This window comes from Rhodococcus sp. OS5 (genome assembly GCF_056837585.1).
In genome coordinates, this window is the sequence record NZ_CM166368.1 from 3,668,100 (window position 1) to 3,682,348 (window position 14,249).

Annotated in this window: 10 protein-coding genes; 4 read left to right on the forward strand and 6 right to left on the reverse strand. The window is 62.6% G+C overall.

Annotated features, from left to right (window positions below):
- Nucleotides 1-35: 35 nt before the first annotated feature.
- Entirely contained in the window at nucleotides 36-920 is an 885-nt protein-coding gene (locus ACVZUB_RS16980; protein ID WP_482627556.1) for a helix-turn-helix domain-containing GNAT family N-acetyltransferase, read from the reverse strand.
- 95 nt (nucleotides 921-1,015) lie between these two features.
- Here ACVZUB_RS16980 and ACVZUB_RS16985 point away from each other — a divergent pair, with 95 nt between their 5' ends.
- Together ACVZUB_RS16985 and treZ are read left to right on the forward strand one after the other, a co-directional pair.
- Nucleotides 1,016-2,377, forward strand: a complete 1,362-nt coding sequence (locus ACVZUB_RS16985) for an NAD(P)-binding domain-containing protein (RefSeq protein WP_387390948.1) — start codon at nucleotides 1,016-1,018, stop codon at nucleotides 2,375-2,377.
- Nucleotides 2,378-2,446: 69 nt separating this feature from the next.
- On the forward strand, nucleotides 2,447-4,168 hold the full coding sequence (gene treZ, locus ACVZUB_RS16990) for a malto-oligosyltrehalose trehalohydrolase (RefSeq protein WP_058039463.1): 1,722 nt from the start codon (nucleotides 2,447-2,449) through the stop codon (nucleotides 4,166-4,168).
- A gap of 21 nt (nucleotides 4,169-4,189) precedes the next feature.
- On the opposite strand, the gene ACVZUB_RS16995 is transcribed toward treZ, so the two are convergent.
- Nucleotides 4,190-5,734, reverse strand: coding sequence for an MFS transporter (locus ACVZUB_RS16995; protein WP_054781564.1), 1,545 nt, complete (start codon nucleotides 5,732-5,734; stop codon nucleotides 4,190-4,192).
- A gap of 128 nt (nucleotides 5,735-5,862) precedes the next feature.
- Here ACVZUB_RS16995 and ACVZUB_RS17000 point away from each other — a divergent pair, with 128 nt between their 5' ends.
- A complete protein-coding gene (locus tag ACVZUB_RS17000; RefSeq protein WP_007733148.1) occupies nucleotides 5,863-6,384 on the forward strand; it encodes a TetR/AcrR family transcriptional regulator in 522 nt (173 codons plus the stop codon).
- 13 nt (nucleotides 6,385-6,397) lie between these two features.
- On the opposite strand, the gene ilvA is transcribed toward ACVZUB_RS17000, so the two are convergent.
- The 3 genes from ilvA to ACVZUB_RS17015 form a co-directional block, all read right to left on the reverse strand.
- Nucleotides 6,398-7,753 (reverse strand): threonine ammonia-lyase IlvA, encoded by a 1,356-nt coding sequence (ilvA, locus tag ACVZUB_RS17005; RefSeq protein WP_007733150.1) that lies wholly within the window; start codon nucleotides 7,751-7,753, stop codon nucleotides 6,398-6,400.
- 78 nt (nucleotides 7,754-7,831) lie between these two features.
- Entirely contained in the window at nucleotides 7,832-9,607 is a 1,776-nt protein-coding gene (locus tag ACVZUB_RS17010; RefSeq protein ID WP_020969844.1) for a pyruvate dehydrogenase, read from the reverse strand.
- A gap of 97 nt (nucleotides 9,608-9,704) precedes the next feature.
- Complete coding sequence (locus ACVZUB_RS17015) at nucleotides 9,705-10,139, reverse strand: nitroreductase family deazaflavin-dependent oxidoreductase (protein ID WP_003941666.1); 435 nt, start codon at nucleotides 10,137-10,139, stop codon at nucleotides 9,705-9,707.
- 186 nt (nucleotides 10,140-10,325) lie between these two features.
- Between ACVZUB_RS17015 and ACVZUB_RS17020 the strand changes: the two genes are divergently transcribed.
- Nucleotides 10,326-10,559, forward strand: coding sequence for a hypothetical protein (locus tag ACVZUB_RS17020; protein WP_003941759.1), 234 nt, complete (start codon nucleotides 10,326-10,328; stop codon nucleotides 10,557-10,559).
- A gap of 96 nt (nucleotides 10,560-10,655) precedes the next feature.
- On the opposite strand, the gene dnaE is transcribed toward ACVZUB_RS17020, so the two are convergent.
- Nucleotides 10,656-14,192, reverse strand: a complete 3,537-nt coding sequence (gene dnaE, locus ACVZUB_RS17025; RefSeq protein WP_003941755.1) for a DNA polymerase III subunit alpha — start codon at nucleotides 14,190-14,192, stop codon at nucleotides 10,656-10,658.
- Nucleotides 14,193-14,249 lie beyond the last annotated feature (57 nt).

The window sequence follows — 14,249 nt, forward strand, 5'->3', positions numbered from 1 at the left end:
GCGCAATCGGGCATCCGGTCAGCCGGATCCCGAACTCATCCCTCGGCGATCGCCGTTCGACGCTCGAGCAGAACAGTGTCGCGCCACACGCCGTCGAGTTCGGCGATCTTCTCGCGAAGGCCGACCGTTCGAAACCCGGCCGAATGATGGAGCGAGATGGAGGCACGGTTCTCCGGGAACATCGACGTCTGCAGAGTCCAGAGTCCGTCGGCGTCGGCGGCCATGACTTGCTTGCGCAACAACGCCTTTCCGACGCCACGACCACGCATGCCGTCCGCAACGTACACGGAGTTCTCGGCAACCCCGCGGTAGCAGTCACGCTCGGAAACCGGACTCAACGCAGCCCATCCGACAACAACACCCCCGATAGTCGCCACCCATCGATGCTGCGGCAGCCACCGTTCGTGGAGATGCTCACGCGAGGGGACCTCAGCGGCAAAGGTGGCATTTCGGGTGTCGATACCCTCTCGGTAAATACGTCGAACCGCATCCCAGTCGTCGTCGACCATGGCCCGGACAGAGACATCGCCGGGCAGATCACTCGGGCAGCACGGACGCGGAGCAAGGACTCCCATCACCACATCCGCCGCCTGCGGCAAGGCAACGCAACACGTCGGACTCATCGCGACGACCGTGCTCGTCCCTTCCTTACGCATGGTCACAAAACCCACATCGGCGAGCTTGCGCAGGTGATGCGACACCGTCGGTTGCCCGATCCCCAACGCCTCGGCGAGCGCTCCGACGGTAATACCACCGACCGCGCTCGCTACCCGGTGAAGCAATCGGACGCGCATCGGCTCGGCAAGGCAGGCGAACCACTGCGCGTAGGTATCGGCATCGCCCTGCGCGAGGACGGAAGAACGGATCTGATCCGGGTCCGAATCTCCGACTCGTACCGTCGGAGTCTGCAGCGAAGTCATCTCTCCACTATATCGACAGCTGTCGATGGTTGCTTATATTGATGATCGTCGATACAGTTCCCGTAGATCGATAATCGTCGATGAAAGGCACGAAAATGAACCCCCTACCCGTTGTCGTGATCGGGGCCGGCCCGATCGGCCTGGCAGCCGCAGCAGAACTGCGCGAGCGCGGACTCACACCCCTTGTATTCGAGCGCGGAACCACAGCCGGTGCTGCGATCTCCGAGTGGAATCACGTTCGACTGTTCTCCCGGTGGTCCGAACTCGTCTCCCCCGCCGCGCGGCGACTCCTCGACCAGAATGGATGGAGCTCACCCGACGGGCAGACCTATCCGACCGGCCGGCAATGGCGCGAGCTCTACCTCGAACCACTCGCCTCGGCCCTCGCCGACCTGGTCCAGTTCGACACCGAGGTGATCGGCGTAGCTCGACGCGGACGTGACCTGGTCGTCGACGCCGGACGCGACAGCGAACCCCTCTCGATTCACCTGCGGCGCCGTGACGGAACCGAGGATCGGATGTTCGCCCAGGCCGTTGTGGATGCGTCCGGCACCTGGGGCACCCCCAACCCGCTCGGTGGTGAAGGTCTTCCTGCACTCGGCGAAGGCGCTGTGGGTACTGCGATCCGGTACCGGGTTCCTGATCTCGACGATCCGGCTGTGCGGGCACAGTTCGCCGGAAAACACACGGTCATCGCAGGTAGTGGCCACTCCGCCCTGACGGCGATCGTTGCGCTGTCAGGGTTGGCGGAGCAGGCTCCGAGCACCCGCATCACCTGGGCGGTCCGCCGAGGAAACATCGGCTCTGCATTCGGAGGCGGCGACGCTGACGAACTGCCCGCGCGCGGCGCCCTGGGATTGCGCGCAAAGAAGGCCGTCGAGGATGGCCTGTTGAGCGTCGTCACCGGCTTCCGCACCGCAGAGGTGACAACTACCCCTTCGGGACAACTCATACTTGCCTCCGATGCGGGTGATCGCATCGAGAACGTGGACAACGTCATAACGCTGACCGGCTTCCGCCCCGATCTGTCCTGGCTCTCGGAAATTCGACTCGGCCTCGACCCGGTCTTACAAGCACCGGTCGAGCTTGCTCCGCTGATCGACCCGAACGTCCACTCGTGCGGCACCGTTTACCCGCATGGCGCGAAGGAGCTTCGCCATCCGGAGCCGGGGGTGTACTTGGCAGGAATGAAAAGCTACGGCCGAGCACCCACCTTCCTGGCGATGACCGGCTACGAGCAGGTTCGCAGCATCGCAGCCGAGCTCGCCGGCGATCACGAAGCAGCGGCCCGTGTCGAGTTGATCCTTCCGGAGACCGGAGTCTGCGGCGGCGCAGGCATTTTCGACGAACCTGACACAGCAGAAACCGACACAGGGAAAGCCGAGGGCGGATGCTGCAGCGCCCCCGCTCCGAAACTGATCACGCTGTCTGCACCGTCCGGCAACACCTGCGGATAGAAACAGTCCTTGACGACGGAACCAGCCCGCCGGGCTGCCACATCCGGCCGAACAAGGCATGCTGATCGTGTGCATACATTCGAGGTCTGGGCGCCCACACCGGAATCGGTCCGGGTCGAAGTCGACGGCATCACGCACGAGATGGACCGGACCGACGACGGGTGGTGGCGCGCCGAGGTCGACTGCGACAACCGCGCTCGCTACGGCTTTGTCGTCGACGGTGAAACACTCCCGGATCCGCGTTCACCACGCCAGCCCGAAGGCGTGCATCTCCGCTCTCAACTGCACCAACTCGACGAGGCGTCCTGGACCGACTCTCAGTGGACCGGACGACAACTCCCAGGATCATCGGTCTACGAACTGCACATCGGAACGTTCACCCCCGAAGGAACATTCGACGCCGCGATCGAACGTCTCGATCACCTGGTAGACCTCGGCGTCGGCTTCGTGGAAATCATGCCGGTCAACGGCTTCAACGGAACTCACAACTGGGGCTACGACGGTGTGCTCTGGTACACGGTCCACGAGATCTACGGTGGCCCGGACGGATTGCAACGCTTGGTGAATGCGGCCCACGAACGCGGACTCGGCCTGATTCTTGACGTGGTCTACAACCACCTGGGCCCGTCGGGCAACTACCTCGAAAAGTTCGGCCCCTACATTGCCGATGGAGCGAACACCTGGGGCCGAACGATCAACATCGGCGGTCCGCAGTCGGGCGAGGTTCGCGAGTACATCATCGGGAATGCCCTGCGATGGATGCGCGATTTCCACATCGACGGTCTACGCCTCGACGCCGTCCACGCGTTGGTCGATCACACCGGAACGCACATCCTCGAGGAACTCGCCGTCCGAACGGAAACACTGTCGGCCCATCTGGGCCGACCGCTCACGTTGATTGCCGAAAGTGATCTCAACGACGCCACTCTGATCACGCCACGAGCGGCCGGCGGGTTCGGCTTGGACGCGCAGTGGGACGACGACATCCACCACACGATTCACACGGCCGTGTCCGGCGAACGCCAGGGTTATTACGCCGACTTCGGATCCTTGGAATCCCTTGCAAATACATTGCGGCGCGGTTTCTTCCACGCCGGAACGTATTCCTCGTTCCGTGGACGGGTTCACGGCCGGCCGATCGACATCACGCATCAGCCCGCCAGCGCCCTGCTCGCATACACGTGCACCCACGATCAGATCGGCAACCGCGCGATCGGGGACCGCCCGAGCGCCTATCTGACGCCAGGACAATTGGCGATCAAGGCGGCGCTGGTCCTGCTATCGCCGTACACGCCGATGCTGTTCATGGGCGAGGAATGGGGAGCGACCACGCCGTTCCAGTTCTTCACCTCGCATCCGGAACCGGAACTCGGCGAGGCCACTGCCAAAGGCCGCAAAGCGGAGTTCGCGGCGCACGGCTGGAACAGTGACGACATTCCGGATCCGCAAGACCCACAGACATTTCTGCGATCGAAACTGGACTGGGACGAGCGAGACGACGAGACACGCGCTCGCGTCCTGGCCTGCTATCGCGATCTACTTGCCCTGCGCAGGAAGCGAATCGAGATCACCGACCCTTGGCTGGGGCACCTGCACGTCGACTACGACGAGGACGACCAGTGGATCACCCTGCGCCGCGGCGCATTACAGATCGTGTGCAATCTGGGAACGGACGCGGCCTCGGTCCCGGCCGGCGGAACCCCCATCCTCTGGTGGGATCCGCCGACACAGGACGAGACCGCGTCCGCAACAGTGGTGCCGGGGCACTCGTTCGTCGTACTCGAAAGCTGACTAACTCTCGAGATTCCGGTATTAACGCTTCGCGTTCTCTGGTGTACTCCGCAGCATCCTCAACACCAATGCGGCACTGACGAACAGAACCAAAGCTGTTGCACCGGCAGCAACGTGCATACCGTCGACAAACGCCGACTTCGCGGAATCGGCAAGCACCGAACCGAGTTCACCAGGTAGGTACGTTGCTTCCTGCAGGGCACCGCCGAGTGTGCCCTGTGCAGCGTGCGCCTGATCTGCTTCGAGCATCGAGGTGTCGATTCCCTTGCGGAAGATCGCCATCACCACGCTGCCCAGGATCGCCACGCCGAGCGCGATGCCGAGTTCGTACGCGGTCTCCGACACAGCGGACGCAGCGCCGGCGCGTTCGGGTTCCACCGAGCTGACCACGAGATCCGATGTCAACGTCAACGCGACACCGACACCAGCACCGGCCAGACCGAAGCCGATCACGAACATCAACGGGCCGCTGTCGACGCCGAGCGCGAGCAGCATCGCAGCACCGATACCGGCAACCGCGAGGCCCGCGCTGAGCACGTGAGACACCGACCACCGGCGAATCAACCAGGCCGCCGCAACCGCGGTGAATGCGCTGAGCAACATACCCGGGAGCATCAGCAGGCCGGCGTCGAGCGCCGAGTTACCGAGCACCAACTGCAGGTACTGCGAGCCGAAGAACAGGACACCTGCCAGCGCGAAGATCGAGAGCAGGTTGGTGATGACGGCGGTGGAGAACGACGCGTTGGCAAACAGCTTCAGATCCAACATCGGATCCTTCAGCATCCGCTGACGACGCACGAACACGTAACCCGCCGCGAGACCAACAAGGCCGATCACCAGCAACGTGATGCTGACGCCGTGCACCACGGATTCCTTGACCGCGTACACCAGCGGCAACATGGTCGCCATCGACAGACCAGCGCTGATGAGGTCGAATCGACCCGGATTGGGGTCTTTCGACTCCGGGATCAGGATCGGGCCGAGTACAACCAGCGCGATCATGACCGGAATGTTGATCAAGAAGACCGAACCCCACCAGAAGTGCTCGAGCAACCAACCACCGACCAAAGGGCCTGCCGCTGTACCGCCACCGGCCATCGCGCCCCAGACACCGATTGCCTCGGTGCGCTGACGCGGGTTGACGAAGATCGTGCGGATCAGACCGAGGGTGGCAGGCATCAGCGTTGCGCCGGAAATACCCTGCAGCACGCGGGCGGCAATGAGCATCTCGGGACTGACAGCGAGAGCGGCGATGATCGAGGCGAGACCGAAGCCGACTGCGCCGATCAGGAGCAGTTTTCGCCTACCGATCCGGTCACCGAGCGTACCCATGGTGATGAGCAGACCGGCGAGCACGAACGAATAGACGTCGATGATCCACAGCAACTGCGTGCTGCTCGGCTCGAGGTCGGCGCTGATGAACGGAAGCGCAAGATCGAGCACCGTGCCGTCGACTGCGATGAGCAACACAGCAAAGGCAAGGACTATCAAGCCCGCCCAGTCACGCTTTGTCGCCCGAACCTCGTCGGGATTGATTGCAGACGTCTGATCTGCCGACACTGACATTGCTCCCCTGCGACTTTCTCTGAGTTCTTTCGAAAAGATTTCACTGAACCGTCCAGCCGGTACAGTAGGTCTACGGTAACAGTGAACCGTCCAAGCGGTAAAGTTATTTCCGGGTAGGGTCACATCACATGGCTGCCGACACTCGCGATCGAATTCTCGACGCACTGGAGAAGCTGCTGCTGGTCAGCGGCGTCGCCCAAGTCACGCTCGAAGGCGTTGCCGCCGAAGCCGGGGTTTCCAAGGGCGGACTTCTCTATCACTTCCCCAGCAAGGAAGCACTGCTCGCGGCGATGGTCCGCAGACTCGGAGAACGCTCGGATCAGCAACTCGAAGACGCCGTAGCAGGCGGTACGACGGTCACCGAGTTCTATCTGCAGATCCCCGATGCGAACGAAAGCGAAGAACTCTCACTCTTCCGGTCGATCATCGCGGCACTGAGAACAGTCGACGGACAACACGACGAAATCCAGAAGGCCGTCACACATGTGATGCGGAGCTGGGACAAGGGCCTTCAGACCGAGATCGCCGACCCTGTGCAGGCCGAGATCATCCGACTCGTCGGCGACGGCCTGTATCTGGCGGCCATGCTCGGGCTCCCCCAGCCGGATCCCGAACTGCATCGACAGGTGGTCGAGCGACTGCGGCCCTGACCGGGGGCGTCCCTTACGTCAGATAGCGGTACGCCGGGCTTCCCGGCTCGAGCCTCTCGGACTGCATCGGCGCGCGCTCCATCCGCTCGAGTAACGCCGCCAAACCGTCGGCGGAACCGAGTTCGATACCCACCAACGCGGCACCCGTCTCGCGATTGTTTCGCTTGACGTACTCGAACAGCGCGATGTCGTCGTCCGGCCCGAGCACGTCCGAGAGGAAGCGACGGAGCGCTCCCGGTTCCTGCGGAAAGTCGACCAGGAAGTAGTGCTTGAGCCCGAGGTGAACGAGCGAACGCTCGAGGATTTCGCCGTAACGAGAGACGTCGTTGTTGCCACCGGAGATCAGGCACACGACGGTCGAACCCGGCTCGAACGTCAAATTCTGAAGTGCCGCAACGGAAAGCGCTCCCGCGGGTTCGGCGATGATGCCCTCGCTCTGATACAGCTCGAGCATCGCCGTGCAGATAGCGCCCTCGTCGATCTGATTGACGACAAACGATCCCGAACCGGACCGTGTCTGAAGTTGACGAGCCACGAGCGGCAACGACGCGTGCGACACCACGGCGGCACCCAGACGTGAGACGACCTCGTAGGGAACATCGCCGATCCTCTTGACCGCTGCTCCGTCGACAAATGGATCGACGTCGGGAAGAGTCACCGGGCCCCCGGCAACAAGAGCGGCCGTCATTGACGCCGCACCGGACGGCTCGATCCCGACGATCGACGTCTTCGGCGACCGTTCGTGCAGGTAGGTGGCGATGCCCGCAATGCAACCGCCGCCGCCGACCGGCACGACGATCGTGTCGAGAGGGGCGTCCAATTGCGTGAGAATCTCCGCTGCAATGGTTCCTTGCCCCGCAGCGGTGCGCACGTCGTCGAACGGCGGAACCATGGTTGCGCCGGTTTCGGCTACGTCCTCGGCGGCCGCAGCAGCGGCGGCATCATAGGTCTCACCGATCATGAACAGTTCGACAAACGCTCCGCCGTGGGCGCGAATGCGATCACGCTTCTGCTTGGGGGTATTTGCCGGAACGTAGATCCGACCCTTGATCTGCATCGTTCGGCACGCGAAAGCAACACCCTGCGCATGGTTACCGGCACTGGCAGTCACTACGCCGGCACCGCGTTCAGCCTCGTTGAGCTGAGCGATCAGGTTGTACGCGCCACGAATCTTGTACGAACGAACGCCCTGGAGGTCCTCACGCTTGAGATACACGTGTGCCCCGGTCAACGCCGAAAGACGATCGCTGTACTGCAGGGGTGTCGCCGCAATGACGTGCTGAATTCGCTCGATGGCCGCGTCGATCTCCTGCGCGTCGAGCGCGGGGACGGTGGACTTCGTTACTACGACATCGGGCGAGTTAGACACCCCGCCATTTTCGCACGTCGGAGATCAACCTTCCCACCACCCCGCCCCGCATGGTCTGCGAGGCAGGGTGGCGGTAGGTCAGCCGCGCGGATCCAACTGTGAAGGACGGGGCACGTTCCGCAGATTCGACTTGGCCATCTGTACTGCCTCGCCGACGCCGCCGTTCATCACCATCTTCGACATCGCCAAAGCGAAGCCCTTCATCTGACCACCGGTGATGGTGGGCGGCAACGACAATGCCAACGGATCGGTCACCAGATCCACCAAGGCCGGACCGTCATGATCGAGCGCGGCGCGTAGGCCCGCTTCGATGTCCGCAGGATTCTCGATTCGGCGCGAGAAGATACCGAGCGCAGCAGCAACCGCCGCGTAGTCGACCGCGGGCACGTCGACCCCGAAATCCGGAAGGCCGTCGACCAGCATCTCGAGCTTGACCATTCCGAGCGTCGAGTTGTTGAACACCACGATCTTGACCGGCAACTTGTACATCGCGACGGTGACCAACTCACCGAGCAGCATCGACAATCCACCGTCGCCCGACACCGAGATGACCTGACGCCCCGGACTCGACCATGCAGCACCCATCGCATGTGGGAGCGCATTGGACATCGATCCGTGCAGCGCCGAGGAGATGAAGCGTCTCGATCCGTTCGGATTGAGATAGCGCGCCGTCCACACGTTGCACATCCCGGTGTCGGCGGTGAAGATTGCGTCGTCGGCTGCCAGATCGTCCAAGATCGAGGCCGCATACTCGGGGTGAATCGGCGTGCGCTGCTTGACCGGATCCGTGTATGCACCAACCACTTTGGTCATCAGAGTGTTGTGCTTGGCGAGCGTGTCCTCCAGGAACCCGCGGTCGGTCTTTCGATCGAGCTGCGGAATCAGTGCGCTCAAGGTGCTCGCGACGTCGCCGTGCACAGCCAGGTCCAGGCTGGTTCGACGCCCCAACCGCTCGGCCGCGATGTCGATCTGAGCGGTACGAACGTCGTCGGGCAAGAACTGATCGTAGGGAAAGTCCGTACCGATCAGGAGCAGGAGATCGGCGCCGTGGATACCGTCGTGCGCCGCACCGTAACCGAGCAATCCGGTCATCCCGACGTCGTATGGATTGTCGTACTGGATCCATTCCTTGCCACGCAGTGAATGCCCGATGGGAGCGCCGACGGTTTCGGCCAACGCCAGAACCTCCGCGCGCGCATCTCGCACGCCCGCGCCGGCGAAGATCGCAACCTTACGCGAGCCGTTGATCACATCTGCCAACGCCTTGACGTCACCGGCATCCGGAACGACTGTCGGCCTTCGGGTTTCGACGAGCGTCGGCGGGGTGCCTTCTGCCGGACAATCGGCGATGTCCCCGGGAAGCACGATCACCGAGACGCCGTTTCGAGCCACCGAATGCTGAATCGCCGACTGCACCACGCGAGGTGATTGGACTGCCGTGCTGACGAGTTCGGTGTAACTCGAACATTCGATGAAGATCCGCTCGGGATGCGTTTCCTGAAAGTAGCCCATTCCGATCTGGGCGCTGGGGATGTGCGAGGCGATCGCGAGGACCGGCGCGCCCGAACGATGAGCGTCGTACAGGCCGTTGATCAGGTGAAGGTTTCCGGGACCGCAGGATCCGGCACACACTGCGAGTTTTCCGGTGATCTGGGCATCCGCTGCGGCCGCAAAGGCGGCTGCTTCCTCATGCCGGACGTGTATCCAATCGATTCCGCCCTTCTCGGAACCACCGGTGCGACGAACCGCATCGACGATGGGATTGAGACTGTCACCGACAATGCCGTAGATCCGACTGACACCCGCGTCAACGAGCTGCTGAACCAATTGATCTGCAACGGTTTTCGGACTCATCAGACCTCCATGACACACTCACGGGAGTCGGGATCGCCGACCCCCGGGAGTGACGATTTACTTGTGATTGATGCAGCGCTTCTTGTGGAATGCGGGGTTACTTGGGTTCGAGCACGAACACCGGAATCTCACGATCGGTCTTCGTCTGATAATCGGCGTAGTCGGGGTACGCAGCGACAGCGCGCTCCCACCAGACCGCCTTCTCGTCGCCGGTGACTTCCCGAGCAACCAGGTCGAAGACCTGCGTCGCGTCACGCAGCGTGACGTGCGGGTCGGCTTTGACGTTGTAGTACCAGACCGGATTCTTCGGGGCGCCACCGAGCGAAGCCACAACGGCATACGAACCGTCGTGCTCGACCCGCATCAGCGGCGTCTTCCTGACCTTGCCGGACTTTGCCCCGATGGTCGTGAGAACGACGACGGGCATGCCGTTCATGTCGTTTCCCTCGGTGCCACCGGAGTTCTCGATGCGTGCGACCTGATCGGCGGCCCACGACGCTGGACTGGGTTCGTACTCACCTGTGATTGGCATGTGTACCAGTGAACACCCACTCGAGCACCTTGGCCACCGAACCACGCCGACCAGGCCTGTCGCCCGCGCACTCCCCTGGTTGATCGATTAAGTGAGCTGCCGATCAATATAGTTCGCTTGCCCGAACTCTCATCTCTGGCTACTCTGAAACCACAGCTTCGAACAGCCGTATCAGAAGGGGACGAGATGACCACCGCAGATATCTCCACTCGCGAATCACGCCCCTCCCCCGACTATTGCGTCGATCTGGCCGGAACTCGGTGGCCGCTGTACAAGATCGAAGCTCTCGTGGTCGGGTTCGTGCTGTTCGTCGTCGCCGGTGCCGTCACGCAGTCGATGCAGGTGGCCGTACTGACTGCCGCAACGGCCGCTGTAGTCACGTGGTGGGTACGGCGCGTGCACTACTCACGCACCACCTGATCACCGCACTCCCCCGATCTCCCGCGAACCACGAAGGGACCTTGCTGCTGATGCAGCAAGGTCCCTTCGTTCTGTTCAGATCCGCTCGATCGGCGGTCAGACCGTCAGACAGCTCGGCCCGAGTAATGCCTTCAGGTCGCCCATCAAAGCCGAGGATGGTTCGACCCGAAGGACGTCGTCGACCTTCCACAAGCTGATCTCGGTTCCACCGATCAGCCGAACGTGAACGTCGGACGTTCCGGGGTGCCTCGTCAGCACCTGCTTGAGAGCACTGAGCTTGTCCTTGGTGCATTGCCGAAGCGGCAGCGAGACCGACAGGGGGCGCGCGACCCCGATCGCCGAAATATCAGGCACCGCAAGGTCGTTGCCGATCAGCGACATCCGATCGTCTCGGATCGAAACGCGAGCCTTGACCAACACGATGGCATCCTCGGCGATGTCCATTCCGTACACGGCGTACGCCTGCGGGAAGAACAGCACCTCGATTCCACCCACGAGATCTTCGAGCTGCACGATGCACCAGGTCAGACCGTTCTTGTTGACCCGGCGGTCCACCGAGGCAATGATGCCGCCGAGAGTTACCTGGGCACCGTCCTGAACGCCGCCTTCGAGTATCGCGGCGATGGACGTGTCGGACTGCTGCCGAAGAATGTGCTCGACGCCGTTGAGCGGGTGACCGGAAACGTACAGCCCCAGCATCTCTCGTTCGAGCGCCAGGCGATGCTTGGAATCCCACTCTTCGTCAGGAATCTTGACGTCGAACACCGAGGTGATCGACTCGTCCGCCTCGGCACCGCCGAAGAGGTCGAACTGTCCGATCGCCTCTGCCTTCTTGGTGCTCATCACGGAATCGATGGCGTCGGCATGGACCAACATCAGGCCCTTGCGCGGATGACCCAACGAGTCGAAAGCACCGGCCTTGATGAGCGATTCGGTGACCTTCTTGTTGCAAGCCATCGCGTCGATCTTGCCGAGATAGTCGGAGAAATCTGTGAACTTCGACTTCTCGGTGCGCGCCTTGATGATCGAGGCGACGACGTTGGCGCCGACGTTGCGCACCGACCCCATACCGAAACGGATGTCGTCGCCGACGGTCGCGAAGTCGACGCGTGACTCGTTGACGTCCGGCGGGAGAACGGTGATGCCCAACTTGCGGCAGTCGGCGAGATAGATCGCGGACTTGTCCTTGTCGTCACCGACGGAGGTCAGCAGACCCGCCATGTACTCGGCCGGGTAGTTCGCCTTGAGGTACGCAGTCCAGTACGACACGAGTCCGTAGCCGGCGGAGTGCGACTTGTTGAACGCGTAGCCGGCGAAGGGAAGGACCGTGTCCCACAGCGCCTTGATGGCGGCTTCGCTGAAGTTGTTGTCCAACATGCCCTGCCGGAAGCCGGCGTAGGCCTTTTCCAGCTCGGACAGCTTCTTCTTACCCATGGCGCGACGCAGCAAGTCGGCCTGGCCCAGGGTGTACCCGGCCACCTTCTGCGCCAGTTGCATGATCTGCTCCTGGTAGATGATCAGGCCGTATGTCTCCGAGAGGATCTCCGCGAGCGGCTCCTCCAATTCGGGGTGAATCGGCTTGACGTCTTCCAAGGCGTTCTTGCGCTTGGCGTACGAGATGTGGGCGTCCACACCCATCGGCCCCGGTCGATACAGCGCCAAGGCGGCGACGATGTCGCCGAATCCGGTGGGCTGCATCAGTTTCAGCAACTCGCGCATACCGCCGCCGTCGAGCTGGAACACACCGAGAGTGTCGCCGCGGGCGAGCAGTTCGTATGTTGCCGCATCGTCCATCGGCAAAGTGTCGAGGTCGAGGTCGATGCCGCGGTTGGCTTTGATGTTCTCGAGCGTGTCGCCGATGACCGTGAGGTTTCGCAGACCGAGGAAGTCCATCTTGAGCAGGCCGATGGCTTCACACGAAGGGTAGTCCCACCCGGTGATGATGGCGCCGTCCTGGGCGCGCTTCCAGACCGGGATTGCGTCGGTGAGCGGTTCGGACGACATGATAACCGCGCAGGCGTGCACACCGGCGTTACGGATCAGCCCCTCCAGACCCACCGCGGTCTTGTAGATCTTCGCGACGTCCGGGCTGGAGTCGATGAGCGCTCGAACCTCGACGGCCTCCTTGTACCTCTCGTGCTTCGGATCGGTGATACCGGAAACAGAGATGTCCTTGGCCATGATGGGCGGCGGGAGTGCCTTGGTGATCTGATCGGCGATGGCGAAGCCCGGCTTGCCGAACTGGACGCGAGCCGAGTCCTTGATGGCAGCCTTGGTCTTGATGGTGCCGAAGGTGATGACCTGGGCGACCTTGTCGTTGCCCCACTTGTCCGTCGCGTAGCGAACCATCTCGCCGCGACGGCGATCATCGAAGTCGATATCGATATCGGGCATGGACACACGCTCGGGGTTGAGGAATCGCTCGAACAGCAACCCGTACGGGATGGGGTCGATGTTGGTGATACCCATCGCGTAGGCCACCAACGAACCGGCAGCCGATCCACGGCCGGGCCCGACACGGATCCCGACGTCCTTGGCGTGGTTGATCAGGTCGCCGACCACGAGGAAGTAGGCCGGGAAGCCCATTTCGTTGATGACGCCGATCTCGTAGTCGGCGCGGGCGAGGTACTCCTGCGGCGGTCCGCTCGGGAAGCGGCGATCGAGTCCGCGCATCACCTCGGCGCGCAGGAAGGTCTGCTGCGTGTGTCCCTCCGGGACCGGGAAGATCGGCATGCGGTCGTGGAACGCCCACACGTCCTCGTACGACTGCACACGCTCGCCGATGGCAACGGTGTTGTCGCATGCCCCCGGTACCTCGTTGTCCCAGATGGCGCGCATCTCGGCAGCGGACTTGAGGTAGTAGCCGTCGCCGTCGAACTTGAAGCGAGTGGGGTCGGAGAGCGTCTTGCCGGTCTGAATGCAGAGCAGCGCCTCGTGATTCTCGGCGGCGTCCTTGGTGACGTAATGGCAGTCGTTGGTGGCAAGTGGCGGAATACCGAGTTGCTTGCCGATGTCGAGCAGACCCTCTCGCACACGGCGCTCGATCGAGAGACCGTGATCCATCAGTTCGAGGAAGAAGTTGTCCGGGCCCCAGATCTCCTGCCACTTCGCGGCAGCTTCGAGAGCCTCGCGATCGTGACCGAGACGAAGGCGGGTCTGGATCTCACCGGACGGGCAACCCGTGGTCGCGATGATGCCCTCGGCGTGCGCGGCGATGAGCTCCTCGTCCATCCGTGGCCATTTACCGAGCTGGCCCTCGATGGACGCGAGCGACGACAGCTTGAAGAGGTTGCGGAGTCCGGTCGCGTTCTCGGCCACCATCGTCATGTGGGTGTACGCACCGCTACCGGAGACGTCGTCGGACTTCTGGCTGCGATCGCCCCACAGAACTCGCTTGGTGTTGAAGCGAGACTCGGGTGCGATGTAGGCCTCGATGCCGATGATCGGCTTGATGCCGGCGCTCTTTGCCTCGTTGTAGAACTGGCTGGCGCCGTACATGTTTCCGTGGTCGGTCATGCCGACTGCGGTCATTTCGAGACGAGCGGCCTCCTCGAACATGGCGCCGACCTTGGCCGCACCGTCGAGCATCGAGTACTCGGTGTGATTGTGAAGATGTACGAACGAGTCAGCCACGTGCGCCTCTCTGAAGGTCTGGGAGCGAGATCGAGTGTATGCCGCGCTGCCGACACG

What these genes read in the sequence shown, in the direction of transcription:
- ACVZUB_RS16980 (WP_482627556.1), bottom strand. Translation starts at nt 920, where the DNA reads ATGACTTCGCTGCAGACTCCGACGGTACGAGTCGGAGATTCGGACCCG.
- ACVZUB_RS16985 (WP_387390948.1), top strand. Translation starts at nt 1,016, where the DNA reads ATGAACCCCCTACCCGTTGTCGTGATCGGGGCCGGCCCGATCGGCCTG.
- ACVZUB_RS16995 (WP_054781564.1), bottom strand. Translation starts at nt 5,734, where the DNA reads ATGTCAGTGTCGGCAGATCAGACGTCTGCAATCAATCCCGACGAGGTT.
- ACVZUB_RS17000 (WP_007733148.1), top strand. Translation starts at nt 5,863, where the DNA reads ATGGCTGCCGACACTCGCGATCGAATTCTCGACGCACTGGAGAAGCTG.
- ACVZUB_RS17010 (WP_020969844.1), bottom strand. Translation starts at nt 9,607, where the DNA reads ATGAGTCCGAAAACCGTTGCAGATCAATTGGTTCAGCAGCTCGTTGAC.
- ACVZUB_RS17015 (WP_003941666.1), bottom strand. Translation starts at nt 10,139, where the DNA reads ATGCCAATCACAGGTGAGTACGAACCCAGTCCAGCGTCGTGGGCCGCC.
- ACVZUB_RS17020 (WP_003941759.1), top strand. Translation starts at nt 10,326, where the DNA reads ATGACCACCGCAGATATCTCCACTCGCGAATCACGCCCCTCCCCCGAC.